Here is a 24,817-nt window from a genome sequence, read left to right as displayed (position 1 = left end):
GGGGCCATGGCCGATCCCGAGCTCGTCCGATACACCCTCGACAACGGTCTGCGGGTGGTTCTCGCCCCCGACGCGACCGCGCCGGTGGTCGGCGTCAGCGTGCACTACGACGTGGGTTTCCGTTCCGAGCCGGAGGGGCGCACCGGTTTCGCGCACCTCTTCGAGCACCTGATGTTCCAGGGCTCCGAGAGCCTCGAGAAGCTCGCGCACTTCCGGCACGTCCAGTCCAGCGGCGGCACCTTCAACGGGTCGACCCACCCGGACTACACCGACTACTTCGAGGTCCTGCCCAGCGCCGCGCTCGAGCGCGCGCTGTTCCTCGAAGCCGACCGGATGCGCGCGCCGAAGCTGACGGCGGAGAACCTGGCGAACCAGATCGACGTCGTCAAGGAAGAGATCCGGCTGAACGTGCTGAACCGGCCGTACGGCGGGTTCCCGTGGATCACCCTGCCGCCGGTGCTGTACTCGACGTTCCCCAACGCGCACAACGGTTACGGCGGCTTCGAGGACCTCGAGAGCGCCACGGTCGAGGACTGCGCCGCGTTCTTCGACACCTACTACTCGCCGGCGAACGCCGTGCTCACGGTGGCGGGTGACTTCGAGGTCGGCGCCGCGAAGGAACTGATCGAAAAGCACTTCGGCGACGTCCCGCACCGGCCCGCGCCGGAGCGCCCGTCGTTCGCCGAGCCGCTGCCGACCACCGAGCTGCTGGGCGAGACGATCGACCCGCACGCGCCGCTGCCCGCGCTCGGCATCGGCTACCGGATGCCGGACCCGATCAACGACGTCGACGGCTACCTGGCCTACCTGGTGCTGGCCGGTGTGCTCACCGACGGCGACGGCTCCCGCCTCCAGCAGCGGCTGGTGCACAAGGAGCCGCTGGTCGTCGACATCGGCGCCGGGGCCGGCTTGTTCGGCCCGTTCGAGGCCCGCGACCCCGACACGTTCACCATCACCCTCATCCACCCGCACGAGGTGCCCCGCGAGCGCGTGCTCGCGGCGCTGGACGACGAGCTCGAGAAGCTCGCCGAGACCCCGCCGAGCGACGAAGAGCTGCGCAAGGTCACCGCCCGCTGGACGGCGAGTCTGCACTCGGAGCACGACCGCCTGGTGTCCCGGACGCTGGCGCTCGGCTCGTTCGAGCTGCTCTACGGCGACGCGTCGCTGGTGTACCAGCTGGCGGACCGGATGTCGGCCGTCACCGCGGAGGCCGTCTCGGCGGCGGCGAAGGCGCTGCGCCCCGACGCGCGCGCCGTGCTGGTGGTCAAGCCCGCTTCGGAAGGGAACAACGAGCAGTGACTTCGGCAACGCACCGCAGTGCGGAGGAGATCGGCCGCACCGCGCAGGGTCCCCGCCCGCTGCCCCCGCTCGGCGCGCAGCGCGCGGCCGCCGACCTGTCCCACGTGGACACCGAACTGTCCAACGGCCTGCGCGTGCTGGCCGTGCGCAAGGCGACCGTGCCGCTGGTCGAGGCGCGGCTGTGGATCCCGTTCGCGGGCGACGACGCGCTGCACCCGGCGACCGCCGAGGTGCTCGCGGAGACGATCCTCACCGGCACCGCGCGGCGCAACCGCATCGAGATCGACGCCGAGCTGGCGCTGATCGGCGGCGACATCGGCGCCGGCGTCGACCCGGAACGCCTGGTGCTGACCGGATCCGCGCTCGCCGACAAGCTCCCGACATTCCTCGACGTGCTCGGCGACGTCCTCACCGGAGCGACCTACGCCGACGAGGAGATCGCGCGCGAGAAGGAGCGGCTCGTCGAGCGCATCGCCGTCTCGCGAACGCAGCCGCGCACGATCGCGCGGGAAGCGCTGCAAAAGCACCGCTACGGCGACCACCCAGCCACCCGCGAGGTGCCGCGCGCCGAAGACGTCGCGGTCGTGACGCCGGAACAGGTGCGGGCGCTGCACCAGGCGTCCGTGCTGCCGCGCGGCGCGGTGCTGGTGCTGGTCGGCGACCTCGACCCGGCCGCGGTGGTCGGTGACCTCGAAAAGGTGCTCGGCGCCTGGGCGTCCGACCGCTCCGCCGTCCGGCTCCCGGCGCTGCCGGACCTGACCGGGCCGAACGTGCTGCTGGTGCCGCGCGCCGGCGCTGTCCAGTCGCAGATCCGGCTCTCCGCGCAGACGGTCCCGCGCACCGACCCGGGCTACGCGGCGCTGCAGCTGGCGAACCTGGCCTACGGCGGGTACTTCTCGTCGCGGCTGGTGGAGAACATCCGGGAGAACAAGGGGTACACGTACTCCGCGCACTCCGGCTTCGAGTTCACCGACGGCACCGCGGTGGTGAACGTCGACGCGGACACCGCGACCGACGCGACCGCCCCGGCCCTGCTGGAGACCCGCTACGAACTGGGCCGACTCGGCCAGGTCCCGCCGTCGGGCGACGAGCTGGAATCGGTGCGGCAGTACGCGATCGGCTCGCTGCTGACCTCGACGTCGTCGCAGGCCGGGCTGGCCGGGCAGGTGCTCGCGCTGGCCTCGACCGGGCTGGGCCTGGAGTGGCTGAACGAGCACCCGGCGCGGGTGGCCGCGGTGACCGCCGACGAGGTGGCCGAAGCGGCGCTGAAGTTCTTCGCCCCCAAGCGGTTCACCGGCGTGGTCGTCGGCGACGCGGCGGTGCTGGAACAGAAGCTCCTCGCGCTCGGCGACGTCGTGGTGGGCGAGCCCGCCTGATGTCCGCTCCGTTCACGCTCGGCGATCTGCCCACCCTGTCCCGGTCCACTGTGGACCGCCAGGAAGGCTTGCGCACCAACCCTTCGCGGCTGGTGTCGAAGTGGCCCGACGCCCGGGTCGTCCTGCTGGACGACACCGGGCGCACCCCGGTCGTCGAAGGCTCGTCGGTACTGGCGTTCCGCAAGGCGATCGACTTCGGCCCGGAACCCCCGGCGGACGCGGTGTTCCTGGGCGAGTGGCAGGACGTCGACTACTGGTCGCTCCCGGGCGGCCCGTCGGGCGAAGCCGACACGGTGAAGATGGCGGGCAGCTGGGGCTTCGTCGAGGAGGTCCCGCGTGCCGCCGGCGAGATCTGGGTCGACCTGCGCGGCTACGGCGACCTGCTGGACGACACGTCGGCGGGCCTGTTCACGACGGCGCAGGCGCTGCGTTTCTGGCGCCGCCAAGCCAAGTTCTGCACGCGCTGCGGCCACCCGACCGAACTGGTCCAGTTCGGCTGGGCGAGCAAGTGCACCAACGACGGCCGCGAGGAGTACCCGCGCACGGACCCGGCGGTGATCTGCCTGGTCCACTCGCTGGAGGGCACGAACGGCTCCCACGTGCTCCTGGCCCGCCAGCCGATCTGGCCGGCCGGCCGCTATTCGGTGCTGGCGGGCTTCGTCGAGGCGGGGGAGTCCCTCGAAGCGTGCGTGGTCCGGGAGATCCGCGAAGAGGTCGGGGCGTCGGTCTCGGACGTGCGCTACCTGGGCAGCCAGCCGTGGCCGTTCCCGCGCTCGATCATGCTGGGCTTCACGGCCCGGGCTGATCGATCGTTGCCCCTGGTCCCGGCGGACGGGGAGATCGAAGAGGCGCTGTGGGTGTCGCGGGCGGAGGTCCGTGAGGCGTTCGAGAACAGCCAGCTGCGGAACGAGGGCGCGAAGCCGACCCCGATCGCCGACGGCGCGGCGGAGATCATCCTGCCGGGCAACTCGTCCATCGCCCGCGTAATGCTCAAGGCCTGGGCGGACGCGGAGGAGTAACCACCCGCCACAGAGCGCGACCACCAGGGCGGCCCCGGCTACTCGCCGGGGCCGTTTTCGTTGCGCCCTGTGCACTCCGGCCAAGCGTTACCTGCCCGTTTCAGGAGACCGTTGACGGCTGTGCTCCGGCTCACTACAGTCCTGCGAAACCGTCTGTAAAGTATCCTAATTAAGTCGGGAGCGAACGAGTGCGAGCCGGTAGCCCGCGGATGCTGCGCGAGATCAACGATCGCGCCGCCATCGAGGTCCTCCTCCGGGAAGGCCCGTTGACCCGCGCCGAACTCGAGCTCGCCATCGGTCTCTCGAAGCCCGCCACCGCGCAGCTCATCACCCGGCTCGAGCTGGACGATCTCGTCGTCAAGGCGGGTGTGCGGGGCGGGGGAAGGGGACCGCGCGCCCAGCTCTGGGCGGCCAACGGGAGCCTCGCCTTCGTCGCCGCCGTCGATCTGACGCCGCACTTCGCGGAGTTCGTCGTCGCTGACGTCGCCGGGGTCGTGCTCGCCGAGTACCGGACGCCGCTGCCCGTGCACGAAGGGGCCGATGTCGTCGGGGCCTTCGGGGAGGCCCTCCAAAAAGTCGCCGAAGAAGCCGGGATCGAAAGAGCGGACCTGGCCCACGTCGTGATCGGCGCGCAGGGGGCGTTCGATCCGCGGACCGGCCTGCTGTCCTCCGCGCCGCACATCCCCGGCTGGCTCGGTTTCGACGTCCCGCAGAAGCTGTCCGACGAGCTCGGGGTCGACGTCCTCATCGAGAACGACGTCAACCTCGTCGCCGTCGAGGAGATGAGCGTCGGGATGGCGCAGGACGTCGACGACTTCGTCATGGTGTGGCTGTCCGAAGGCGTCGGCGGCGCCGTCGTGATCGGGCGGCGGCTGCTGCGCGGCGCGACCGGCGGTGGCGGCGAGATCGACTGGATGCGGGTGCCCGATCCGGCCACTGTGGACACCGGGGACGTCTGGCCCGAGGCCGGCGCCCGGTTCGGCAACCTGGTCGACTCGCCCGCCGTCTGCCGCCTCGCCGCCGCGCACGGCGTCGAAGCCGAAACCGCCTGGGACGCCGTCGCCAAAACCGGGCCGGACCACCCCTTCCGGCACGACCTGGCGAGGCGGGTGGCCGGCGGCGTCGCCAACCTCGTCGCCGTCGCCGATCCGCAGCTCGTGCTCCTCTGCGGGGACACCAGCCGCGCGGGCGGCGAGCAGTTCGCCGCGCTCGTCGAAGAAAAGCTGCACGAACTCGTCCTGCCACGCACGCCCGTCGGCTGCGCTTCGGTGCAGGGCAACGCCGTTCGCGCGGGCGCGCTGCAGTCCGCGCTCGCCAAAACCCGCGAGGACGTCTTCGGCGTCGTCACCCCCACGCTCCTCGGCTCACGCCGGACCGAGGACAAGCACCCGAGTAGCCCCAACCGATGAGGAGGAGGGCCATGCCCCCTACCACCCGGACCCGTCGCGGCGCACTTCTCGCTGCCGCCGCCGCGGCGTCCGTCCTGCTGACCAGCGCCTGCTCCGGCGCCGCCGCCCCGAGCGGGGGTGACGCCGCGGCCGCGCCCGGCAAGGACGACAAGCTCACGATCACCGTGTACTCGAAGTTCACCGACCGCGAGTACGGCGTGGTGACGGCCGGCCTCAACAAGCTCAAGGCGAAGTTCCCGAACATCGAGATCAAGCACGAGGGCAACCAGGACGACGACAAGCTCACCCAGTCGATCCGCGGCGGCAACCCGCCCGACGTCGCGATCTCCTTCTACACCGACAACCTCGGCGCGTGGTGCTCCACCGGCAGCTTCCAGGACCTCAAGCCCTACATCGAGCGCGACAAGATCGACCTGAACCAAATCCCCGAAGCGGTCCGCAACTACACCGAGTACCAGGGCAAGCGGTGCGCGATGCCGATGCTCGCCGACGTCTACGGGATGTACTACAACACCGACATGTTCGCGGCGAAGGGCATCACCACGCCGCCGAAGACGCTGTCGGAGCTGTTCGAGGACACCAAGAAGCTCACCGAGTTCAACCCGGACGACTCGATCAAGGTCGCCGGCTTCCTGCCCTCGATGCCGTTCTACGCCAACCAGGCCCAGTACTGGGCGCAGTACTTCGGCGCCACCTTCCTGGGCCAGGACGGCAAGTCGGACCTCGCCACCAACCCGGGCTGGAAGGCGATGTTCGAGTTCCAGAAGCAACTCATCGACTTCTACGGCGGCCACGACAAGGTCGAGAAGTTCAAGGCGGGCCTCGGCGACGAGTACTCCGCCGACCACGGCTTCCACAAGGGCAAGCTCGCGATGATCATGGATGGCGAGTTCCGCACCGCGTTCCTGAAGGACCAGGCGCCGGAGGTCAAGTACCAGACCGCGCCGTTCCCGGTCCTCGACTCGATGGCCGACCACTACGGCGGCGGCTTCACCACCGGCACGATCATCGCGATCCCCAAGGGCGCCAAGAACCCCGGCGCCGCGTGGGAGCTGATCAAGCAGGTCACCCTGGACACCGACACCCTGGTGGACATGGCCAACGGCCTGAAGAACGTGCCCAGCACCAAGGCTTCGCTCACCTCGCCGAAGCTGGACCTGCAGCCGCAGTTCAAGACGTTCCTCGACATCTACGACAGCGGCAAGCTGGTGGCCAACCAGACCACCCCGATCGGTGACGCGCACCTCAAGGCCGTCAACGACTTCGCGGAGAAGTGGCAGGCCGGTTCGGTGCCCGACCTCATCGCCGGCCTGAAGACGGTCGACGCGCAGGTCAACGACGAACTCAAGCAGAAGGGCGCGGGCGGATGACGTCCACGCTCGCGGAAAAGGTATCCCCGTCCGTGCCTGCCAAGGCGCGGGCGGGGGCCCGCCGGGCCAAGCGCCGCCGGACCGTCTTCTTCTTCATGGCGCCGGCTTTCCTCGGGTTCCTGATCTTCTTCGGCTACCCGCTGATCGCCACGGTCTACTACTCCTTCACCCGGTACGACCTGATCAACGCGCCGGAGTTCATCGGCTTCGACAACTACGTCCGGATGTTCACCACCGAGCCGCTGGTCGGCACGGCCGCGTACAACACGCTGTGGCTGGTGGTCATCCTGACGGTCTGCCGGGTGGTGTTCTCCCTCGGCGTCGCGTCGGTGATCTCGCGGCTCAAGTCGGGCGTCGGCCTGGTCCGGACGCTGTGCTACTTGCCGACGCTCGCCCCGCCCGCGGCGGCGACGCTGGCGTTCGTCTTCGTGTTCAACCCGGAATTCGGGCCGGTCAACCGGTTCCTGCGGCTCGTCGGCATCGACGGCGGCCTGTGGTTCAACAGCCCGGAGATGTCGAAGCCCGCGCTGACGCTGCTGGCGCTGTGGGGTTCCGGCGAGCTGATGATCATCATCCTGGCCGCGCTGCTGGACGTCCCGACCGAACAGTACGAAGCGGCGGAACTCGACGGCGCCGGTCCGATCCGCCGGTTCTGGCACGTCACGCTGCCGTCGATTTCGCCGGTGCTGCTCTTCGGCGTGGTCAACTCGATCATCTACGCCCTGCAGTTCTTCACCCAGGCGATCGTGGCGGCCTCCGCGAGCGCGGGCACGGCGGACGTCGCCGGCAACTCGAAGCTCATCGGGGCGCCGCAGAACTCGACGCTGACGTACCCGATCTGGCTGTACGTCCAGGGTTTCCGCTACTTCAACATGGGTTACGCGGCGGCGATGGCCGTGCTGCTGTTCATCGTGAGCGCGGCGTTCACGTGGATTCTCGTTCGCCAGCTGCGGAAGTCCCAGCACCAGGAGGAGGGCGCATGACCGCGTTGGCCGAAGCGCCGCAGCGCGAAGCGGGCGTGCCGCCGAAGGTGAAGTTCAAGCGGCAGTGGGACAAGCGGCTGTCGTTCATCGCCCTGCACTCGGTCGGCATCGCCATGGGCGTGATCTTCATGCTGCCCATCCTGTTCGTCTTCCTCACCTCGGTGATGAAGAGCGACCAGGCGATGACGGCGAGCCTGTGGCCGACCGAATGGCACTTCGAAAACTTCGTCGAGGTGTTCCAGAAGGCCCCGCTGCTGTCGTACTTCGGCAACAGCCTGCTGTACTCGGCCGTGGCGACGGCGGGCGCGCTGCTCTCGGCGATCCCGGCCGCCTACGGGCTTTCGAAGCTGCGGTGGCGCGGGCAGAACCTGTTCTTCATGCTGACCGTGGCCGCGATGCTGCTGCCGCCGCAGGTCACCATCGTGCCGCTGTACGACCTGTGGGTGCGGATGGGGCTCACCGGCACGCTGGTTCCGCTGATCGTGCCGTACTTCTTCTTCGACGCGTTCTCGATCTTCCTGCTCCGGCAGTTCTTCCTGACGATCCCGAAGGACTACATCGAAGCGGCGAAGATCGACGGCTGCAACGAGTTCCAGGCGATGTACCGGGTGCTGATCCCGATGGCGAAGCCCGGGATCGCGGCCACCGCGATGTTCTGCTTCCTGTTCACCTGGAACGACTACTTCGGGCCGCTGCTCTACACCGGGGAAAACCGCGACCACTGGCCGCTTTCGCTGGCGATCGCGTCCTTCCGCGGCATGCACCACGTCGAGTGGAACCTGACGATGGCCGCCACGGCCCTCATCATGGCGCCGGTCATCGTGTTGTTCATCTTCGCCCAGAAGTCGTTCGTCAAGGGCATCACATTCACGGGAGTCAAGGGATGAAGCTGGCAGTCGTCGGTGGCGGGTCCACCTACACGCCGGAGCTGATCGACGGGATCGCCGGTCGCCGGTCCACTTTGGACGTCGACGAGATCGTGCTGGTCGACCCGGACGCCTACCGCGTGGAGGCCGTCGGCGGGTTCAGTCAGCGCCTCCTCGACCACGCCGGGCACCCGGCGCGCGTGCGGACCACGCAGTCGCTGGAAGAGGGCGTGGACGGCGCGTCCGCGGTGCTGATCCAGCTGCGGGTCGGCGGGCAGCGGGCGCGGCGCTCGGACGAGACGTTCCCGCACGCCTGCGGCTGCGTCGGGCAGGAGACGACCGGCGCGGGCGGCCTGGCGAAGGCGCTGCGCACGGTGCCGGTGGTGCTCGACATCGCCGACCGCGTGCGCAAGATCGCCGGCGACGACACGTGGATCGTCAACTTCACCAACCCGGTCGGCATCGTCACGCGGGCGCTGCTCGACGAGGGCCACCGCGCGGTCGGGCTGTGCAACGTCGCGATCAACCTGCAGCGCCAGTTCGGGAAGCTGCTCGGCGTCGGCGCGGACGACGTCAAGCTCGTCCACACCGGACTCAACCACCTGAGCTGGGAGCGCGGCGCGCTCGTCGACGGCGTCGACCGGCTGCCCGAGCTGCTCGAGGGGCACCTGGACTACTTGTCCAATGAGGTCAGTGTGCCGCGGGAATGGCTGCGGCGGATGAACGTCGTGCCGTCGTACTACCTGAAGTACTTCTACGCGCACGACGAGCAGGTCGCCAAGCAGCGCACCGAGCGGCCGCGCGCGGAGGTCGTTTCCGACGTCGAGGAAGAGCTGCTGAAGATCTACCTCGACCCGGAGCAGGACACGAAGCCGGAGTCGCTGGAGAAGCGCGGCGGGGCGTACTACTCGGAAGCCGCCGTGCAGCTGGTGCACGCGCTGACCGCGGGCGGGCCGGCCGAGGAGCACGTGGTGAACGTCCGCAACGACGGGACCTTCCCGTTCCTGCCGGACGACGCCGTCATCGAAGCACGGTCCACTGTGGATTCTTCCGGCGCGACGCCGATTGCGCAGCCGCCGGTGGAACCCCGGTTCTCCGGCCTGATCTCGGCGACGACGGCGTACGAGTTCCTCGCGCTGGAGGCGGCGGTGAAGGGTGGCCGCGACCGCGTGGCCGACGCGCTGCTGGCGCACCCGCTGGTCGGCCAGTACTCGAAAGCCGACCAGCTCGCCGATGCGCTGGTGCGGATCAACCGCGAGTACCTGCCCTGGGCGCGCGGATGAAGCCTGCCATCATCGCGATCGACGGCGGCAACAGCAAGACCGAGGTCCTGGTGGTCTCGGAAGACGGCGTGGTGCTGGGGAAGTCGAGAGGTCCCGGCGCGTCGCCGCAGAACATCGGCGTCGCGGCCTGCGTCGCGGCGCTGGAAGACCTGGTGCTGGAAGCCTTCCCGGGCTTCGGGGAGCGGCCGTTCGCGGTCCACACCTCGGCGTACCTGGCCGGGCTGGACTTCCCGCGTGAGGAAGAAGCCCTGCACGCGGCGTTGTCCGCGCGTGGCTGGAGCGACACCCTGACCGTCGGGAACGACACCCTCGCGCTGCTTCGGGCGGGCAGCGCGGGGGTGGGGGTCGCGGTGGTGTGCGGGGCCGGGATCAACGGCGCCGGCGTCGGCCCGGACGGCCGCGTCCACCGCTTTCCCGCGCTGGGCAAGATTTCCGGCGACTGGGGCGGCGGGTACCGGCTCGGCGAAGAGGCGCTGTGGTGGGCGGTCCGCGCCGAGGACGGCCGCGGCCCGCGCACGGCGCTGATGCCGGCGGTGGCGGCGTACTTCGGGAAGCCGACGCTGCTGGACGTCGTGCAGGGCCTGCACTTCGAGGAGATCGACCCGGCGTCGATCCACGGCCTGTGCCCGCTGCTGTTCGAGGTGGCGGCGGACGGCGACGAGGTCGCGCAGGACGTCGTGACGCGGTTCGTGGAGGAGGTCAGCGTGTTCGCCGCGGTGATCCTCCGCGAACTGGACCTGACCGAGGAAGCGCCGGAGATCGTCCTCGGCGGCGGCGTGCTGACCGGGATCGGCGCGCCGGTGATCGCGGAGATCGAGAAGCGGTGCCTGAAGGTGGCGCCGCGCGCGGTGGTCCGCGTCGTCGACGTGAACCCCGTGGTGGGGGCGGCGCTGTTCGGCCTCGACACGCTGGGTGCGCCGGAGGCCGCGAAGACGGCCTTGAAGGCGGCGACCCAGCGCGTCTGAAGACCCTGGCGGGACCTGCCTCGAAGCGGCGCGAGGCAGGTCCCGCCAGACCCCCGTCACGGCACCAGGATCTCGCCGGTCTCCAGCAGGGACTTGAGGTCGGAGAGCACCCAGGCCCAGCCGCCACCGGCGTTCTCGCCCGGCCCGGCGTCGATGTTCTCGTGCACCCCGCCGACCATCTCGGCGGTCAGCGGCGCGCCCGTGAGGTCGTGGGTGACGGTGAGTCTGGTGCCGGCGGTCTTCGTCGCCTCGATGTCGTAGGTGACCGTGGTGTACGGCTCGCTCTCCATGCCGTCGATGCCCATCAGCAGTTTCCAGGTGATCACGAGCTTGCGCGGCGGGTCGACCTCCAGCACCTCGCCGTCGACGAGGTCCCCGGTCATGCCGGCGTCGATGAACGCCTGCGTCGGGCGGGTCCGGTGCTTGCCGCCGACCTTGAGGTCGAAGTCCACGAGGCCGGTGTAGCCGTACTTCTGCGACCACTCGGGCTGGGTGATGGCGTCCCAGATGCGCTCCGGGGTGGCCTTGATGTAGACGCGGTGGACCTGCACGGTGTTCGTCATGGTTCTTCGCCTTCCAGTTCGTTCTTGAGGTCGAGCAGCGCCGTGACCTGGCGCTCGGTGTACTTGTCGATCCACCGGTCGTGGATCTGCCGGATCGGCACGGGGTTGAGGAAGTGCCGCTTCTCGCGGCCGTCCTTCCGCGTGACGACGAGTCCGGCTTCTTCCAGCAGCTTCAGGTGCTTCATGACGCCGAAGCGGGTCATCTCGACCTGGGTCTCCAGCTCGGTGAGCGTGCGGCCGTCACGCTCGAAGAGCAGGTCGAGCAGGAACCGGCGGGTCGGATCCGCCAGCGCCTTGAACACCAGGTCGTCGTGCACGTCCTCAAGATAGGTGACCAAAAGGTCACATGTCAACGGCCGCCAAAAGCCGTGAAGGCCTCCTTACCGGCTTTTATGACCGGTAAGGAGGCCTTCACGGCTTTCGAACTAGACCAGGAGCGACAGCGGGAGGATCAGGGCGATCGCCACCACGGAGATCAGGGTCTCCATCACCGACCAGCTCTTCAGCGTCTGGCCGACCGACAGGCCGAAGTACTCCTTCACCAGCCAGAACCCCGCGTCGTTGACGTGCGAGAAGAACAGCGACCCCGCGCCGATCGCCAGCACCAGCAGCGCGCTATGCGACGGGTCCATCCCCGCCGCCAGCGGGGCGACGATGCCCGCCGCGGAGACCGTCGCCACCGTGGCCGATCCCGTCGCCAGCCGGATCGCGACCGCGACCAGCCAGCCGAGCAGGAGCGGGGAGAGGTTCGCGTCCTTGGCCAGGCCGGTGATGACGTCGCCGACGCCGGCGTCGACCAGGGTCTGCTTGAACCCGCCGCCCGCGCCGACGATGAGGATGATGCCCGCGATCGGGCCGAGCGACTCACCGACCACAGTGGACAGCTTTTCGCGGCCGAGTCCGGCTGGGCGGCCCAGCAGCACCATGCCGACCAGGACCGCCGCCAGCAGCGCGATCAGCGGGTCGCCGACGAAGTCCAGGATCTTGCGGGCCCCGCTGCCCTTGTCCAGCAGGATGTCGGAGAGCGCTTTCGCCAGCATGAGCACGACCGGCAGCAGCACCGTCGTGAGCGTCGCGGCGAAGCTCGGGCGCGGCTTGTCCGTGTCCGCGCGCTCCGGGATCAGGCGCTCCGGCGGCTGGGCGTCCGGGACGAGCCGGGCCGCCACCTTGCCGAACAGCGGGCCGGCGATGACGAGCGTCGGGATGCCGACGAGCAGGCCGAACGCCAGCGTGACGCCAACGTTCGCGTTCAGCGCGCCCGCCGCGGCGAGCGGGCCCGGGTGCGGCGGGACCAGGCCGTGCAGCACCGAAAGCCCGGCCACCGCCGGAATCCCCAGCAGCAGCAACGGTTTCCCGGTGCGCTTGGCCGCGAGCAGCACCACCGGGATCAGCATGACGAGGCCGATCTCGAAGAACATCGGCAGCCCGATCAGCGCGGCGACGAGCGCCATCGCCCACGGCAGTGCGGCCCCGCGGGCCCTGCCGAGCACGGTGTCGACGATCTGGTCGGCGCCACCGGAGTCGGCCAGCAGCTTGCCGAGCATCGCGCCGAGGGCGATCAGGATGCCGACGGACGCGACGGTGCTGCCGACGCCGGTCGTGAAGCTCTTCAGCAGCTTGTCGACCGGCATCCCGGCGGTCAGCCCGAGCGCGAGCGAGCCGAGCACCAGTGACAGGAACGGGTGCAGCTTCACCTTGGTGATCAGCACGACGATGACGGCGATCGCGACGACGGTCGCGATGATCAGCCGGGAATCGTGGCCGGTCCAGGCGGCGGCGAGGGTGGTCATGAGCGCTCCCGGAAGGCGGTGAGGGCGGCGTCGGTGATCGCCGCGGGAGTTTCGCGGATGTCGAAGACGGCACCGGCCTCGTCCGGCTCCAGCGGTTCGAGGTCGGCGAGCTGGGAGTCCAGCAGGGACACCGGCATGAAGTGGCCCGAGCGCGACTTCATGCGCTCGGCGAGGATCTCGCGATCGCCGCGCAGGTGCGCGAACCAGACGTTCCCGCCCGTCCGCAGCACGTCGCGGTACCGGCGCTTGAGCGCGGACGACGTCACGACGCCGCCGCCGTCCTGGTGCTCGCGGATCCAGCCGGCGATGGCCTCGAGCCAGGGGGCGCGGTCCTCGTCGGTCAGCGGGTGCCCCGCGGTCATCTTGTCGATGTTGGCTTTGGGGTGGAACGAGTCCGCTTCGGCGTATTCGACGTCCAGTGCCCGCGCGAGCGCGGTCCCGATCGTCGTCTTCCCGGAGCCGGACACGCCCATCACCACGATGACGGTCATCCGCACCTCCCACTTCGTTGTGCCCAGGTGAGTCAAACTCAAAAGTACTACTTATTCAAGATGAAGTACTACTTAATCGAATCAGACGGCTAGGTTGGACCGGGTGAGGCACGAGCAGGTACTGGACGCGCTGGGTGCGGCGATCGCGAACGGCGAGCTGCCGCCGGGCACCGTGCTGCGGTCCGAAGAGCTGCAGGAGCGCTTCGGGGCGTCGCGGACGGTGGCGCGCGAAGTCGTCCGCGTGCTGGAGACGATGCGGCTTACCAGCAGCAAGCGGCGGGTCGGGGTGATCGTCCGCGAGGCGGCGGAGTGGAACCACTACGACCCGCGCCTGATCCGCTGGCAGCTCGACGGCCCGGCCCGCCCGGCGGCGCTCGCCACCCTGAACGAGCTCCGCTCGGCGATCGAACCCTGCGCGGCGCGGTACGCGGCGCTGCGCGCGACGCCGGAGGAGCGCGGCCGGCTCGGTGCGTTAGGCGAGCGGCTGGCGCGCACGGCCCGCGCGCGCGACCTCCGGACGTTCCTCGAGTTCGACATCGCGTTCCACGACCTGCTGCTCGGCGCGTCGCGCAACCCGATGTTCGCGCAGCTGTCGGAGGTCGTCGCGGAGGTGCTCACCGGCCGGACCGGGCACGGCCTGATGCCCCCGGAGCCGCAGCCCGACGCGGTCGCACTGCACCTGGAGGTGGCCGCGGCGGTGGCGGCCGGGGACGCGGACCGGGCGGAGCGGGCGATGCGGGACATCGTCGTCCAGGCACGTGACGAGATCGCGGCGCTGGTCGAGTAGCCTCCTCGGGTACTGCAGTTTTCTTCCGCCGGGGGGCACGGGTGAGCGCGGCGCGCGCGATCGGACTGGTGTTGGGTGTGGCGGCCGACGGCGCCCTCGGCGACCCCCGCCGCCGTCCGCCGGTGACGGCCTTCCGCCGCCTCGCGCCCGGCCGCGGCGCACTCGTCGCGGGCGCGGTGGTCGCGGGCGGCGTACTGCTGGAACGGGCCGGCCGCGGCCGCCCGCTGGTCCAGGCCTCGGCGACGGCCGTCACGACGTGGGCGGTCCTCGGCGCGGCCGGCCTCGCACTGCAGGGCACGGAGCTGGCCCGCGACCTCGAGGAGTGCCGCTTCGAGCCGGCGCGCACCACACTGTCCGAATTGGACCCGCGGGTCGCCGACGGCCTGGGCGCGATCGCGCTGTCCCGCGCCTCGGTGGAGACGCTGGCCGAGAACACCTCCGACGCCGTGGTCGCCCCGCTGGTGTGGGGCGCGCTGGCGGGCGTCCCCGGCCTGGCCGGCGCCCGCGCGGTGAGCCTGCTGCGCCGCGCCCGCGTCGGCCGCCGCGGCCACTGGGCGATCGACCGGCTCGACGAACTCGTCCACTTGGTCCCGACCCGCGTGGCGGCGGCGCTGACGGTCCTGGCGGCCCCGGTGGTCGGCGGCTCGGCGGGCGGCGCGTGGCGCGCGTGGCGCCGCGACACGATCGCCCACCCGAGCCCCAACGCGGGCCGCGTAGAGGCGGCGTTCGCGGGCGCGCTGGAGATCCGCGTCGGCGGCCGGACGGTGTATCCGCACGGCGTGGCCGAGCTGCCGGTGCTCGGGGTGGGACGGAATCCGGACGCCGGGCACGTGACGCGCGCGGTGGAGCTGTCCCGGGTGGTCGGCTGGCTGGCGGCGGTGACTTCGGTGCTGCTGGCCGTGGTGGCGGGGTTGCGGCGCCGGTCGCGCTGAGCTGTCCACAAGACCGGCCGGGTGTGGACAACCGGCCGGTTTCGCTTGCGCTGGGGCGGTTTTGCCGGGTGGCGCCGATAGACTGGCCTAGGGGCCGCCCCCCAGGGATAGGGCGGGGGCCGCGGTTCCTCAGCCGCGGCGGCGCAGCTGCGTCAACGCCGCCCCGTCCAGCCGCCCACCCCGCTCCGCCAGCCGCGCCCCGATCCGCTCCCGGTCCTCCGCCGTCTTGTTCCCGCCGAACTTGAACTTCGCCCGCACCCCCGTGATCGTGAACTCGATCCCGCGGATCCCCGGCAGCAGCCGCCGGTCCGGCCCCTCCGTGGCGCTCACCGGCGCCCGCGCGCCGTCCGGCTCGAAGTGCCGCAACTGCTTGTCCAGCAGCTCCGCCTTCGCCGCCGGGTCGTCGACCAGCCGGACGTCGCCTTCGAGCTGCACCGTCGCGTAGTACGACGTCGGCACGCCGTGCGCCGGGTCCGCGGCCGTGTTCCAGTCCGCGCGGATGTAGGTGTAGTCGTCGACCACCGTCAGCAGCGCCCGCGGGTGCTCCTCCAGCAGCGGCCAGATGGGGTTCGGCCGCGCCAGGTGCGTGACGACCGTCCGGTCGCCGTCGAACGCGAAGTGCGCCGGGGTCACCACCGGCAGGTCGCGGCCGGTGCCACCGGCGATCAGCTGGCCAAAGTCGTGCGAGGACAGCCACTCCCGCCATTCGGAGTCGTCGGCGGCGTCCCACGGGTGGATCAGCATGCCCGCAGTGTCACCCGGGCAAGTGGCCGTGTCGAAGGGCCATTTCCGGCCTATTTCTGATGGCCACTTTGGGCCAGCTCGTCTTCGGCCAGGATTTCCGCGACGGACTTCCGGCGCGTCTTCTCCGGCTTCTCGGGCGACGACGCGTCGAGCGCGCCACCCGGCTTCAGCTCCCGGACCGTGAAGTACAGCCAGCCGAGCAGCGCCATCGCGCCGAAGGCGATCCACTGCAGCGCGTACGACAGGAACGGCCCCGAGTCCGTCTGCGGCAGCGGCAGCGCGCCGAGCACGCCGGGCTGGCCGGTGTCGAGCTGGAAGTAGCCGGGCCGGATGTCGAGCTGCCCGGCCCGCGCGACGACCCGCGAATCGACGACGTAGCTCTGCAGCCGCCCGCCGGTCGAGGCGTCGGCGAACGCGGCGCGGTTCTTGGGGTCCGTCTCGTCGGCGCGGGCCCGCGCGGTCACCGTCACCGTGCCGGGCGGGGGCGGCGCGAACGGAAGGACGCCGGACTTGCTGTCGAGCCGGACGTAGCCGCGGTCGATCAGCACGACGGTGCCGTCGGTGGTCTGCAGCGGCGTCAGCACCTCGAACGCGCCCTCGCCCTGGACCGTCCGCAGCCGCGCGACGACTTCCTTGTCCGGCAGGTACCGGCCGGTGATGGAGACGAGGTGCCACTCGGTCTTCGGCCCGACCACGCTCCCCGGCGGCAGCAGCTGCGTGAGCGGCAGCGGGTCGGCGGTGAACGACGTCTCGAGCGCGGCGTTCTGCTGCTCACGCTCGGTGTTGCGGCTGAACTGCCAGGGTGAGAGGAGCGTGAAGCAGCAGATGGCGAAGGTGAACACCACCGCCGTCAGAGCCAGCCACCCGGGCCTGAGCAGGAACCGCAACCGCACCCCACCACGGTAGGCCGTGTCCCGCCCCGGCTGCCCGCCGACCTCCGCCACCTGTGATCCCTACCCCCGCGAACGCACCCAATCGAGCAAACCGGGCACCGCGCGCTCGACCATGCCGAGCACGTCCTCGAAGCCGTCGTCACCGCCGTAGTAGGGGTCGGGGACCTCGGCGCCCTCGGGAGCCGACGGGTCGAACGACCGCAGCAGCCGCACCTTCGCCGGGTCGCCGGCCCGCGACCGCAGGAACTCGGCGTGCCCTTCGTCGGCGGCCAGCAGCAGATCGGCGGCGAGGTCTTCGGCGGAGACCTCGGACGCCACGTGCGCGGTGGGGTAACCGTGCGCCTTCAACGTCGCGCGGGCGCGCTTGTCGGCGGGCTCCCCGACGTGCCAGGGCCCGGTGCCGGCACTGGTGACGCGGACGGCGTCGCCGAGGCCGGCCTCCTCGAGCTTGGCCCGGAACACCAGCTCGGCCATGGGGGAGCGGCAGATGTTGCCGGAGCAGACGAAGACGATGTGGGTCACGTCCGCGAGCGTAACCGGCTCGATCAGTCGGCCGGCCACTCGTACGACAGCTGGTAGAGGCTGGCCGGGAGCACGATGTCGTTCATCTCCAGTGGCCTGCCCTCGGTTCCGTACGCCACGCGCGTGATCGTCAGGACCGGCACGCCGACGGCGAGCTGGAGCAGCGTCACCTCGTCCGGCGTCGGCATCCGGGCGCCCACGTGCTCGGCGAACGAACCGATCACGTGACCGGCCTCTTCGAGACGAGCGTAAGTACCACCGTCGCCCGTGGCGACCTTCTCGATCGCGGTGCCCCGGGTCAGTTCGCGAGGCAGCCGGGACACCGCGAGCTGAGCCACCAGCCCGTCGGCTCGCATCACCCGATCCCGCACGGTCAACTCGGTCCCGACGTCGAGCCGCAGGAATTCGGCCGCCCGCTCGTCGGCACGCTCGAAGCGGACCTTGACGTTGCTCGATGCGGAGAACCCCGTCGCCTTGGCCTCGGCCAGGAAAGCGCCCTCGTTCCGTCCTCGCGCGTCACGGGAAAGCCGGGCGCGGGCGAGCCGGTGGATGTTCGACGGCGGCCGGACGAACACGCCACGACCGTGCTCGACGTCCACCACGCCTTCGGACCTCAAGAGGTTCACCGCTTCGCGGACGGTCGGCCGCGAGACGCCGTAGGTTTCGATCAGTTCGCGTTCACTCGGAAGCTTGGCGCCGGGCGCGTACTCCCCGGCATCGATCTTTCGGCGAAGGTCGGCCGCGACCTGCCGGAAGGCGGGAACTCCACTCGTGCGGTCCACCATGCGACGCATTCTCCACTCGTCAGCTCGTCTTGACCAGTTGTGCGGCGGCTGGAGAACCTCGTGGGCCTGATCGTCTACTTGGACAAAGCGCGGATCCAACCGGCTCTCGGTGACGTCTGGCATCGGGTCGCGGAAGTCGACTTCGTCAACGGCACGCTCACCACGCTGTGCGGAAAACGAGGAAAGCTCGTCTTCGAGTGCTTCGAGCGGAGGCCTCCGTTGAAGACCTGCTGGGATTGCGACTCGGCTTGCCGGCGGGCGATGCGGATTCCCCGGCCCCATCCGCGAGCGTAACCGGCCGGTTCACCCGGTCACCCGCTCGCTCGGCGGTACCCCCGCCCGCCAACCGGCACTTAGCGTGATCACGCGAGGACGCGAACCGGAAGGAAAGCGATCATGCACGGATGCTGCTCGAAGTGCACCGGTCAGGGCTGCGGCTGCTGCGGCAACTGCAACTGACGCTCCACGCGGCGCTCACGGCGGCGGCGGCCAGACGTCGCCGGGGCGCCTCCCCCGGCCCGCGCGCGCCAGTACCCGCGTGGCGAGCGGGCGCCCGTGCGAAGATCCCCGGATGCCCGCGCTATCCGAAATCATCGCCGTGCTGGAGCAGGCCTACCCGCCCGCGCTCGCCGAGTCGTGGGACGCCGTCGGTCTCGTCTGCGGCGATCCGGCCGAGTCCGTCACGCGTGTGCTCTTCTGCGTCGATCCCGTCGCCGAGACCGTCGACGAAGCCGCCGAGCTGGGCGCGCAGCTGATCGTCGCGCACCACCCGCTGCTCCTGCGCGGGGTGCACGGCGTGCCGGCCGACACCGCCAAGGGCGCGCTCGTGCACCGGATGATCCGCGCCGGCATCGCGCTCTACTGCGCCCACACCAACGCCGACTCGGCCGATCCGGGGGTCTCCGACGCGCTCGCGCGGGCGATCGGGCTCCGCGTCACCGGTCCGCTGGCGCCCAACGCCGACGGCGTCACCGGTATCGGTCGCCTGGGCGAGCTGCCCGAGCCCGAGCCGTTCGCGGTGTTCGTGCAGCGGGTTGCCGATGCCCTGCCCGAGACCGTGCCCGGGGTGCTCGGGGCGGGCGACGAGGACCGCGAGATCCGGACCGTCGCGGTGTCCGGCGGGGCCGGGGACTCCTACCTCACGCAGGCCACGGCGGCCGGTGTCGACGCCTACGTCACCGCCGACCTGCGGCATCACCCCGCCGGGGAGCACCTCGCCGCGGCCGGGCCGGTGCCCGCGCTGGTCGGGCTGACGCACTGGGCCAGCGAATGGCCGTGGTGCGGGCAAGCCTCGGCGGTCGTGGCGCGAGCGTTTGCGGGTAACGTCGACACCTGCGTCTCCACGCGGTGCACCGACCCGTGGAACGTCCGCGCCGAGCGCACGTCGAACTGAACGAGGAGCACCGTGAAGGCCGAACCCGCCGTGCAGCGCCAGCTGCTCGAACTCGCCAAGGTGGACGCCGAGCTCTCGCGCACCGCGCACCGCCGCCGCACCCTGCCGGAGCTGGCCGAGATCGACGCGGGGGAGAAGACCGCCCGCGAGCGCCGCGACGCGCTCGTTTCGGTGGAGACCGCCGCGTCCGACCTCGACCGCGAGATCGCCCGGCAGGAGAAGGAGATCGAGTCGGTGCGCGCCCGCGAGGACCGCGACCGCAAGCTCCTGGCGTCCGGCTCGGTGAACGCGAAGCAGATGACCGACATCGAGCACGAGCTGCAGTCGCTGGAGCGGCGCCAGCGCGCGCTCGAGGACGACCTGCTGGAGCTGATGGAGCAGCGCGAGGCCCTCGGCCTGGACGCGCAGCGCACCGGCGCCGAGGTCGACAAGGCCGAAGCCGAGGTCGTCGCCGCGACCGCCCGCCGCGACGAGGCGTTCAAGGACCTCGACACCACCCGCGCGCGCCGCGAAGAGGACCGCGAGAAGCTGGTGCCGCGCTTCCCGGAGCCGCTGCTCAAGCTGTACGAGCGGGTCCGCGAGCACAAGGGCATCGGCGCCGCGCTGCTGCGCGCCCGCCGGTGCGGCGCGTGCCAGCTGGAGCTGGACCGCAACACCGTCAACGAGATCAAGGCCGCGCCCGAGGACGACGTCATCCAGTGCGAGAACTGCGGCGCGATCCTGGTCCGGACCATGGAGTCGGGTCTGTGACCTCGCACGTCGTCGTCGAAGCCGACGGCGGGTCCCGGGGCAACCCCGGCCCCGCCGGCTACGGCGCGGTCGTCAAGGACGCCGACGGTCAGGTGCTCGCCGAGCGGAAGGAAAGCCTCGGCGTCGTCACCAACAACGTCGCCGAGTACCGCGGGCTGATCGCCGGGCTCGCCGCCGCGGCCGAGCTTGGCGCGTCCACTGTGGACGTCCGGATGGACTCGAAGCTCGTGGTGGAGCAGATGTCCGGGCGCTGGAAGATCAAGCACCCGGACATGCAGCCGCTCGCCGTGCAGGCGAAGGAGCTGGCCGCGGGGTTCGCCCGCGTGAAGTACGAGTGGATCCCGCGCGCGCAGAACGCCCACGCCGACCGGCTCGCCAACGAGGCCATGGACGCGGCCGCCGGCAAGCCCGCCCTGCCGAAGCTGCCGACCCGCAAGCCCGACCGCGCGACCGTGGCGTGGACCGGCGCGAAGGGCACCCCGACCCGGCTGCTCCTGCTCCGCCACGGCCAGACGGAGATGTCGGCGCTGCGCCGCTACTCCGGCCGCGGCGACATCCCGCTCACCGAGCTGGGCCGCGCCCAGGCCGCGGCGGCGGCGAAGCGGCTGGCCGCGATGGACGGCCTGGTCGTCGACGGCGAGGCCGTCCCGATCATCTCCTCGCCGCTGACCCGCGCGAAGCAGACCGCGCAGGCCGTCGCCGACGCGCTCGGCGGCCGCGTCGAGACCCACCCCGGCCTCATCGAGACCGACTTCGGCGACTGGGAAGGCCTGACGTTCGCCGAAGCGGCCGACCGCGACCCCGAACTGCACGGCTCCTGGCTGGGCGACAGCTCGGTGCCGCCGCCCGGCGGGGAGAGCTTCGACGTCGTCCACCGGCGCGTCCGCAAGGCCCGCGACGAGCTGATCGCCGAGCACGGCGGCCGGACGTTGCTGCTGGTCAGCCACGTGACGCCGATCAAGACGCTGCTGCGGATGGGCCTCGACGCCGGTCCGCAGCTGCTCTTCCGGCTGCACCTCGACCTGGCGTCGCTGTCGATCGTCGAGTTCTACCCGGACGGCAACGCGTCGGTCCGCCTGGTCAACGACACCTCGCACCTGTCCTGACCGGCGGAAGTGTGGGGTGGATCACGCTCAATGCCGACGCGTGGCCGACCCCGGATGGGGTATTGGCTACAGTGTCTCGACCGCGTCGCCGCGGTGGCGGGCCGGCTGGATCGGCCCACTCAGGGGGCGCCAGCTCGCGCGTATCCCACCGGCAGAAGCCTGCGGGCGGAACAGTGACGAGGACATGACGGCTAGCGCACTCACCGAGACCTCCCCGAGCGACGTCCCCGAGGACCCCGCGCCCGCGACGACCACGCGGAGCTGGGGCGCGCGGCTCGCGCCGGTGCTGGCCGTGCTCGCCGGCGTCGCGGCGGTCGCCGTCCACGCCACCCGCTACGGCCACTGGATCGTCGACGACGCCGCCATCACGTTCTCCTACGCCCGCAGCTTCGCCGACGGCCTCGGCCCGGTGCTGCAGCCGGGCGCTCCGCCGGTCGAGGGCTTCTCCGACCCGACGTGGATGGTGCTGCTCGGCCTCGGCAAGCTCGTCGGCCTCTTCGACCACGGCTCGCTCTTCGGGCTCCCGGACTACGTGCTGTTCCCGAAGGCGCTGGGCCTGCTGTTCACCGGCGGCATCCTGACCGCCTGCTACTTCGCCGCGAAGCAGGTCTTCACCCGCTTCGCGTGGCTGGCCACGCTGATCGCCGGCCTGACGCTGGCGACGATCCCGTCGTTCGTCATCTGGGTCGTCTCCGGCCTGGAGAACTCGCTGTTCGCGTTCGCGGTGGTCACGCTGGCCGTGACGCTGTTCATCGCGGTCCGCAACGACCGCCTGCTGACCCCGAAGGTCGCGCTCTGGGCCGGCGTCATGGTGGCGTTCGCCGCGCTGACCCGGCCCGAAGGCCTGATCTACGCGGGCGCGTACCCGCTGACGGCGCTGTTCCTGCTGCGCGGCGGCCTGTTCTGGAAGAGCTTCCGCCTGGCGCTGCTGTCGGTGGCGGCGTTCGCGGTGCCGTTCGGCGCGTACGTCGTCTGGCGCCACGCCGAGTTCGGCCGGCTCCTGGCCAACCCGTCGGTGGCGAAGCAGCAGGGCCTGCCCGGGTTCGACGCGGTGAAGCGCCCCTTCGAGCTGGTCGGCTACGCGGGCTGGGCGGGCGTGGTCGTGCTGGCGCTGGTGATCGCGTTCGCGCTGGTCAAGGCCCCGTGGCGGCGGTCGCTGATCGCGCTGCTGGTGCCGCTGGGGCTCGGGATCGTCGCGTACGGCGTGATGGTCGCCGACTGGATGTACCAGCACCGCTTCGCCAGCCCGATCTGGCCGCTGGCGGTCATCGCGGGCACGCTCTCGGCGGGCGAGCTGCTGCGCCACCGCCGCGCGCTGCTGCGCGTCGGCGTGGTCGTGGTGCTGCTCGGCGCGTTCGTCCCGTCGGCGATCGGCTTCGCGGCCGCGGCCGACAAGTTCGCGAAGAACCCCAACATCACGGCGTGCCTGGTCGCGGACCGCTTCGGCCGCGGCTTCAACACGTACGCGGACATCCTCGGCCTGCAGAAGGCGTCGCTGCTGCTGCCGGACCTGGGCGGCTCGTCGATGACCAGCCGCCTCGAGCTGGTCGACATGGCGGGCCTGGTCAACAAGCCGATCGCGGACCTGGTCCACGACAACGACCTGGCGAGCCTGCGCGACTACGTGTTCGACACGGTGAAGCCGACGTTCATCCACTCGTGGGGCCCGTGGGCGGCCGGCAACGGCATCGCGCTGGACCCGCGGTTGGACCGGGATTACGTGCTGATCTATTCGTCGCCGATCGAGGGCTTGAGGAATGGCGACTGGGTCCGCCGCGACGCGGTGACGGACCCGGCGAAGCTGAAGGCGGCGCAGGAGTACGCGGCGAAGACGATCCCGGCGGTGGCGGCGGACCGCTTCGGCGGCCCGCTGGACGACTGCGGGGCGACGATGAAGCCGGGCCAGACGATCACGATGCCCAGCTGAGCCTCAGCGGAACGCGTCGATCTCCCGCTGGACGTACTCCGGCGTGCCGGGGTCGTTGTCGAGCTTCGCGACCAGGCTCGACGCCCGGCGGCGTTCGCTGGGGTGCCAGTGGGCCGGTGGCACCTCCAGCACGGCGACCAGCAGATCGCCGGGGTAGAAGTCGCCCTCGGTGAGCGGGTCCAGCTCCAGGAGGCGCCGGAGTGCGTGAGCCGTCCGGGCCAGCCGGGTCGCGTCGGCGGGCGGGGTGCTCCAGGCGTGGCCTTCGAGCTGTTCGAGGCTCAGCGACTTGTCGACCACGGCTCAGCCCGCCAGGCTCAAGCTCAGCCACAACGCCCCCGTCGCCGCGGCCAGGCACAGCGGGGTCGTGAGGGCGCCCAGTGCGTGGAACGTGCGGGCCGACGGCGGTGACGGCAGCGTCCGGCGCCACAGCAGTGTCGCCAGTGACCCCAGGTACGTCGCGTTCGGGCCGATGTTGACGCCCAGCAGGACCGCCAGCAGCACGCCCGGTGCCGGGTGGGGGCCGAGGACCGAGAGCAGGATCAGCGTTGCCGGGAGGTTGTTGACGAGGTTGGCCAGCAGGGCCGCCACCCCGGCCGCGACCAGGAGGTCCAGCAGGCCGGTCGACGTCGGCAGGACGTCGCCGAGGAGGCCGCCCAGCACGTGCTCCGAAACCGCCTCGACGACGACCGCCAGGCCCAGCACGAACAGGCACAGCTGCGGCGACGCCTCGGTGACCAGCTGCCACGGCCGGATCTTGCCCGCCGCCAGTGCGCGGACGCCCAAGACCAGCGCGGCGAGCGCCGCGATCCAGACCGGCTCGACGTGGCCGAGTTGCCCGACGCCGAAGCCGGCCAGGGTCAGGCCCAGGACGACCAGGGCGAACGTCGGGGTTTCGAGGTGCTGCTTGGGCTCGGCGGTCTCGCGCGGGCGCAGGTCCAGGGCGAAGAACCGCAGGAACACCAGCAGCTCGAGGCCGATCGTGACCAGCCACGGCAGCGCCATCAGCGCCGTGAACCCGGCGAACGTCAGCCCCGACGCCGCGAACGCCAGGAGGTTCGTCAGGTTGGACACCGGCAGCAGCGTCGACGCCGAGTTGGCCAGGTGCGCGCACGCGTAGACGTGCGGGCGGGGCGGCAGTTCGAGGTTCTTCGCGGTCGCGAGCACGACCGGGGTGAGCAGGACGACGGTGGCGTCCAGGCTGAGGATCGCGGTCACCCCGGCCGCCGCGGCGAAGGTGAGCACGAGCAGGCGGCGGGGCTTGCCGTGGCACGCCTCGGCCAGGCGGTTGCCCAGCCAGCTGAAGACGCCGTCGACACTGGCCAAAAAGGACAAAAGCAGGATGGCGGCCAGGAAGCCCAGTGTCGGGAGGATCTCGACAGCTCGTTGCCCGGCCGCTTCGGGGCGGACGAGCCCGAGCAGCAACGCGAGCCCCGCGGCAGGCACCGCGGCGACCGCTTCGGGCCACCCGCGCGGCCGGACGATGGCGAAGACCAGCACGACGGCCAGCAGCGCGAGGCTGCCCGCCCCTGCCCAGAAGTTCACCCGCCTAAGCTAATCGACGGCC

25 protein-coding genes are annotated in these 24,817 nt (G+C 71.1%); 15 read left to right on the top strand and 10 right to left on the bottom strand.

What is annotated here, in order from left to right:
• Window positions 1-6: 6 nt before the first annotated feature.
• The 9 genes from EIY87_RS08045 to EIY87_RS08005 all read left to right on the top strand — a co-directional run bounded on the left by EIY87_RS08045 (window position 7) and on the right by EIY87_RS08005 (window position 10,570).
• Window positions 7-1,299 (top strand): M16 family metallopeptidase, encoded by a 1,293-nt coding sequence (locus EIY87_RS08045; protein WP_125307035.1) that lies wholly within the window; start codon window positions 7-9, stop codon window positions 1,297-1,299.
• Entirely contained in the window at window positions 1,296-2,675 is a 1,380-nt protein-coding gene (locus EIY87_RS08040) for a M16 family metallopeptidase (RefSeq protein ID WP_125307034.1), read from the top strand. Before EIY87_RS08045 ends, EIY87_RS08040 begins: the two co-directional genes overlap by 4 nt.
• Window positions 2,675-3,694: an NAD(+) diphosphatase gene (nudC, locus tag EIY87_RS08035; protein ID WP_125307033.1), complete on the top strand. Its 1,020-nt coding sequence runs from the start codon at window positions 2,675-2,677 to the stop codon at window positions 3,692-3,694. Before EIY87_RS08040 ends, nudC begins: the two co-directional genes overlap by 1 nt.
• A gap of 209 nt (window positions 3,695-3,903) precedes the next feature.
• The gene (locus EIY87_RS08030; RefSeq protein ID WP_125307473.1) at window positions 3,904-5,103 is read left to right on the top strand and encodes an ROK family transcriptional regulator; all 1,200 of its coding nucleotides are present in this window, start codon (window positions 3,904-3,906) and stop codon (window positions 5,101-5,103) included.
• A gap of 11 nt (window positions 5,104-5,114) precedes the next feature.
• The gene (locus EIY87_RS08025) at window positions 5,115-6,473 is read left to right on the top strand and encodes an extracellular solute-binding protein (RefSeq protein WP_125307032.1); all 1,359 of its coding nucleotides are present in this window, start codon (window positions 5,115-5,117) and stop codon (window positions 6,471-6,473) included.
• Window positions 6,470-7,456 (top strand): carbohydrate ABC transporter permease, encoded by a 987-nt coding sequence (locus EIY87_RS08020; RefSeq protein WP_125307031.1) that lies wholly within the window; start codon window positions 6,470-6,472, stop codon window positions 7,454-7,456. Before EIY87_RS08025 ends, EIY87_RS08020 begins: the two co-directional genes overlap by 4 nt.
• A complete protein-coding gene (locus tag EIY87_RS08015; protein WP_125307030.1) occupies window positions 7,453-8,343 on the top strand; it encodes a carbohydrate ABC transporter permease in 891 nt (296 codons plus the stop codon). Before EIY87_RS08020 ends, EIY87_RS08015 begins: the two co-directional genes overlap by 4 nt.
• Window positions 8,340-9,605 carry a 6-phospho-beta-glucosidase gene (locus tag EIY87_RS08010; protein WP_125307029.1) on the top strand — a complete coding sequence of 422 codons (1,266 nt, stop codon included), beginning with the start codon at window positions 8,340-8,342 and terminating at the stop codon, window positions 9,603-9,605. Before EIY87_RS08015 ends, EIY87_RS08010 begins: the two co-directional genes overlap by 4 nt.
• Window positions 9,602-10,570: an N-acetylglucosamine kinase gene (locus EIY87_RS08005; RefSeq protein WP_125307028.1), complete on the top strand. Its 969-nt coding sequence runs from the start codon at window positions 9,602-9,604 to the stop codon at window positions 10,568-10,570. Before EIY87_RS08010 ends, EIY87_RS08005 begins: the two co-directional genes overlap by 4 nt.
• A 56-nt stretch (window positions 10,571-10,626) precedes the next feature.
• Here the strand turns inward: EIY87_RS08005 and EIY87_RS08000 are convergent, their stop codons facing one another.
• The 4 genes from EIY87_RS08000 to EIY87_RS07985 form a co-directional block, all read right to left on the bottom strand.
• Window positions 10,627-11,133, bottom strand: a complete 507-nt coding sequence (locus EIY87_RS08000; RefSeq protein WP_125307027.1) for an SRPBCC domain-containing protein — start codon at window positions 11,131-11,133, stop codon at window positions 10,627-10,629.
• Entirely contained in the window at window positions 11,130-11,450 is a 321-nt protein-coding gene (locus tag EIY87_RS07995; RefSeq protein WP_225439772.1) for an ArsR/SmtB family transcription factor, read from the bottom strand. The genes EIY87_RS08000 and EIY87_RS07995 overlap by 4 nt, the downstream gene beginning before the upstream one ends.
• Before the next feature lie 108 nt (window positions 11,451-11,558).
• Window positions 11,559-12,923, bottom strand: a complete 1,365-nt coding sequence (locus EIY87_RS07990; protein WP_125307025.1) for a GntT/GntP/DsdX family permease — start codon at window positions 12,921-12,923, stop codon at window positions 11,559-11,561.
• A complete protein-coding gene (locus tag EIY87_RS07985; RefSeq protein WP_191984008.1) occupies window positions 12,920-13,414 on the bottom strand; it encodes a gluconokinase in 495 nt (164 codons plus the stop codon). The genes EIY87_RS07990 and EIY87_RS07985 overlap by 4 nt, the downstream gene beginning before the upstream one ends.
• 103 nt (window positions 13,415-13,517) lie before the next feature.
• Here EIY87_RS07985 and EIY87_RS07980 point away from each other — a divergent pair, with 103 nt between their 5' ends.
• Together EIY87_RS07980 and EIY87_RS07975 are read left to right on the top strand one after the other, a co-directional pair.
• Window positions 13,518-14,201 (top strand): FadR/GntR family transcriptional regulator, encoded by a 684-nt coding sequence (locus tag EIY87_RS07980; RefSeq protein ID WP_125307023.1) that lies wholly within the window; start codon window positions 13,518-13,520, stop codon window positions 14,199-14,201.
• Window positions 14,202-14,242: 41 nt separating this feature from the next.
• Window positions 14,243-15,133, top strand: coding sequence for a cobalamin biosynthesis protein CobD/CbiB (locus EIY87_RS07975; RefSeq protein WP_125307022.1), 891 nt, complete (start codon window positions 14,243-14,245; stop codon window positions 15,131-15,133).
• A 129-nt stretch (window positions 15,134-15,262) separates the two neighbouring features.
• Here EIY87_RS07975 and EIY87_RS07970 read toward each other — a convergent pair whose 3' ends face one another.
• Genes EIY87_RS07970 through EIY87_RS07955 form a run of 4 tightly spaced genes read right to left on the bottom strand, consistent with a single transcriptional unit; the run spans window position 15,263 to window position 18,077 of the window.
• The gene (locus EIY87_RS07970) at window positions 15,263-15,877 is read right to left on the bottom strand and encodes an FMN-binding negative transcriptional regulator (RefSeq protein WP_125307021.1); all 615 of its coding nucleotides are present in this window, start codon (window positions 15,875-15,877) and stop codon (window positions 15,263-15,265) included.
• Between the two features lie 50 nt (window positions 15,878-15,927).
• Window positions 15,928-16,770, bottom strand: coding sequence for an SURF1 family cytochrome oxidase biogenesis protein (locus EIY87_RS07965; RefSeq protein ID WP_125307020.1), 843 nt, complete (start codon window positions 16,768-16,770; stop codon window positions 15,928-15,930).
• Window positions 16,771-16,830: 60 nt separating this feature from the next.
• On the bottom strand, window positions 16,831-17,292 hold the full coding sequence (locus EIY87_RS07960; RefSeq protein ID WP_125307019.1) for a low molecular weight protein-tyrosine-phosphatase: 462 nt from the start codon (window positions 17,290-17,292) through the stop codon (window positions 16,831-16,833).
• 23 nt (window positions 17,293-17,315) lie between these two features.
• Window positions 17,316-18,077, bottom strand: a complete 762-nt coding sequence (locus EIY87_RS07955) for a GntR family transcriptional regulator (RefSeq protein ID WP_125307018.1) — start codon at window positions 18,075-18,077, stop codon at window positions 17,316-17,318.
• Between the two features lie 571 nt (window positions 18,078-18,648).
• Here EIY87_RS07955 and EIY87_RS07950 point away from each other — a divergent pair.
• The 4 genes from EIY87_RS07950 (at window position 18,649) to EIY87_RS07935 (ending at window position 23,253) form a co-directional block, all read left to right on the top strand.
• On the top strand, window positions 18,649-19,470 hold the full coding sequence (locus EIY87_RS07950) for a Nif3-like dinuclear metal center hexameric protein (RefSeq protein WP_125307017.1): 822 nt from the start codon (window positions 18,649-18,651) through the stop codon (window positions 19,468-19,470).
• A gap of 12 nt (window positions 19,471-19,482) precedes the next feature.
• Window positions 19,483-20,220, top strand: a complete 738-nt coding sequence (locus EIY87_RS07945) for a zinc ribbon domain-containing protein (RefSeq protein WP_125307016.1) — start codon at window positions 19,483-19,485, stop codon at window positions 20,218-20,220.
• Window positions 20,217-21,326 carry a bifunctional RNase H/acid phosphatase gene (locus EIY87_RS07940; RefSeq protein ID WP_125307015.1) on the top strand — a complete coding sequence of 370 codons (1,110 nt, stop codon included), beginning with the start codon at window positions 20,217-20,219 and terminating at the stop codon, window positions 21,324-21,326. Before EIY87_RS07945 ends, EIY87_RS07940 begins: the two co-directional genes overlap by 4 nt.
• A gap of 184 nt (window positions 21,327-21,510) precedes the next feature.
• Window positions 21,511-23,253 carry a glycosyltransferase family protein gene (locus EIY87_RS07935; RefSeq protein ID WP_125307014.1) on the top strand — a complete coding sequence of 581 codons (1,743 nt, stop codon included), beginning with the start codon at window positions 21,511-21,513 and terminating at the stop codon, window positions 23,251-23,253.
• 3 nt (window positions 23,254-23,256) lie between these two features.
• On the opposite strand, the gene EIY87_RS07930 is transcribed toward EIY87_RS07935, so the two are convergent.
• Together EIY87_RS07930 and EIY87_RS07925 are read right to left on the bottom strand one after the other, a co-directional pair.
• A complete protein-coding gene (locus EIY87_RS07930; protein ID WP_125307013.1) occupies window positions 23,257-23,550 on the bottom strand; it encodes a contact-dependent growth inhibition system immunity protein in 294 nt (97 codons plus the stop codon).
• Between the two features lie 3 nt (window positions 23,551-23,553).
• Complete coding sequence (locus EIY87_RS07925) at window positions 23,554-24,795, bottom strand: SLC13 family permease (protein WP_125307012.1); 1,242 nt, start codon at window positions 24,793-24,795, stop codon at window positions 23,554-23,556.
• Window positions 24,796-24,817: the final 22 nt, after the last annotated feature.

It is taken from the genome of Amycolatopsis eburnea (assembly GCF_003937945.1).
In the GTDB taxonomy this organism is placed as follows: domain Bacteria; phylum Actinomycetota; class Actinomycetes; order Mycobacteriales; family Pseudonocardiaceae; genus Amycolatopsis; species Amycolatopsis eburnea.
The sequence above is the reverse complement of the archived record's forward strand: the minus strand, read 5'-3'. Positions and strand labels throughout refer to the sequence as shown.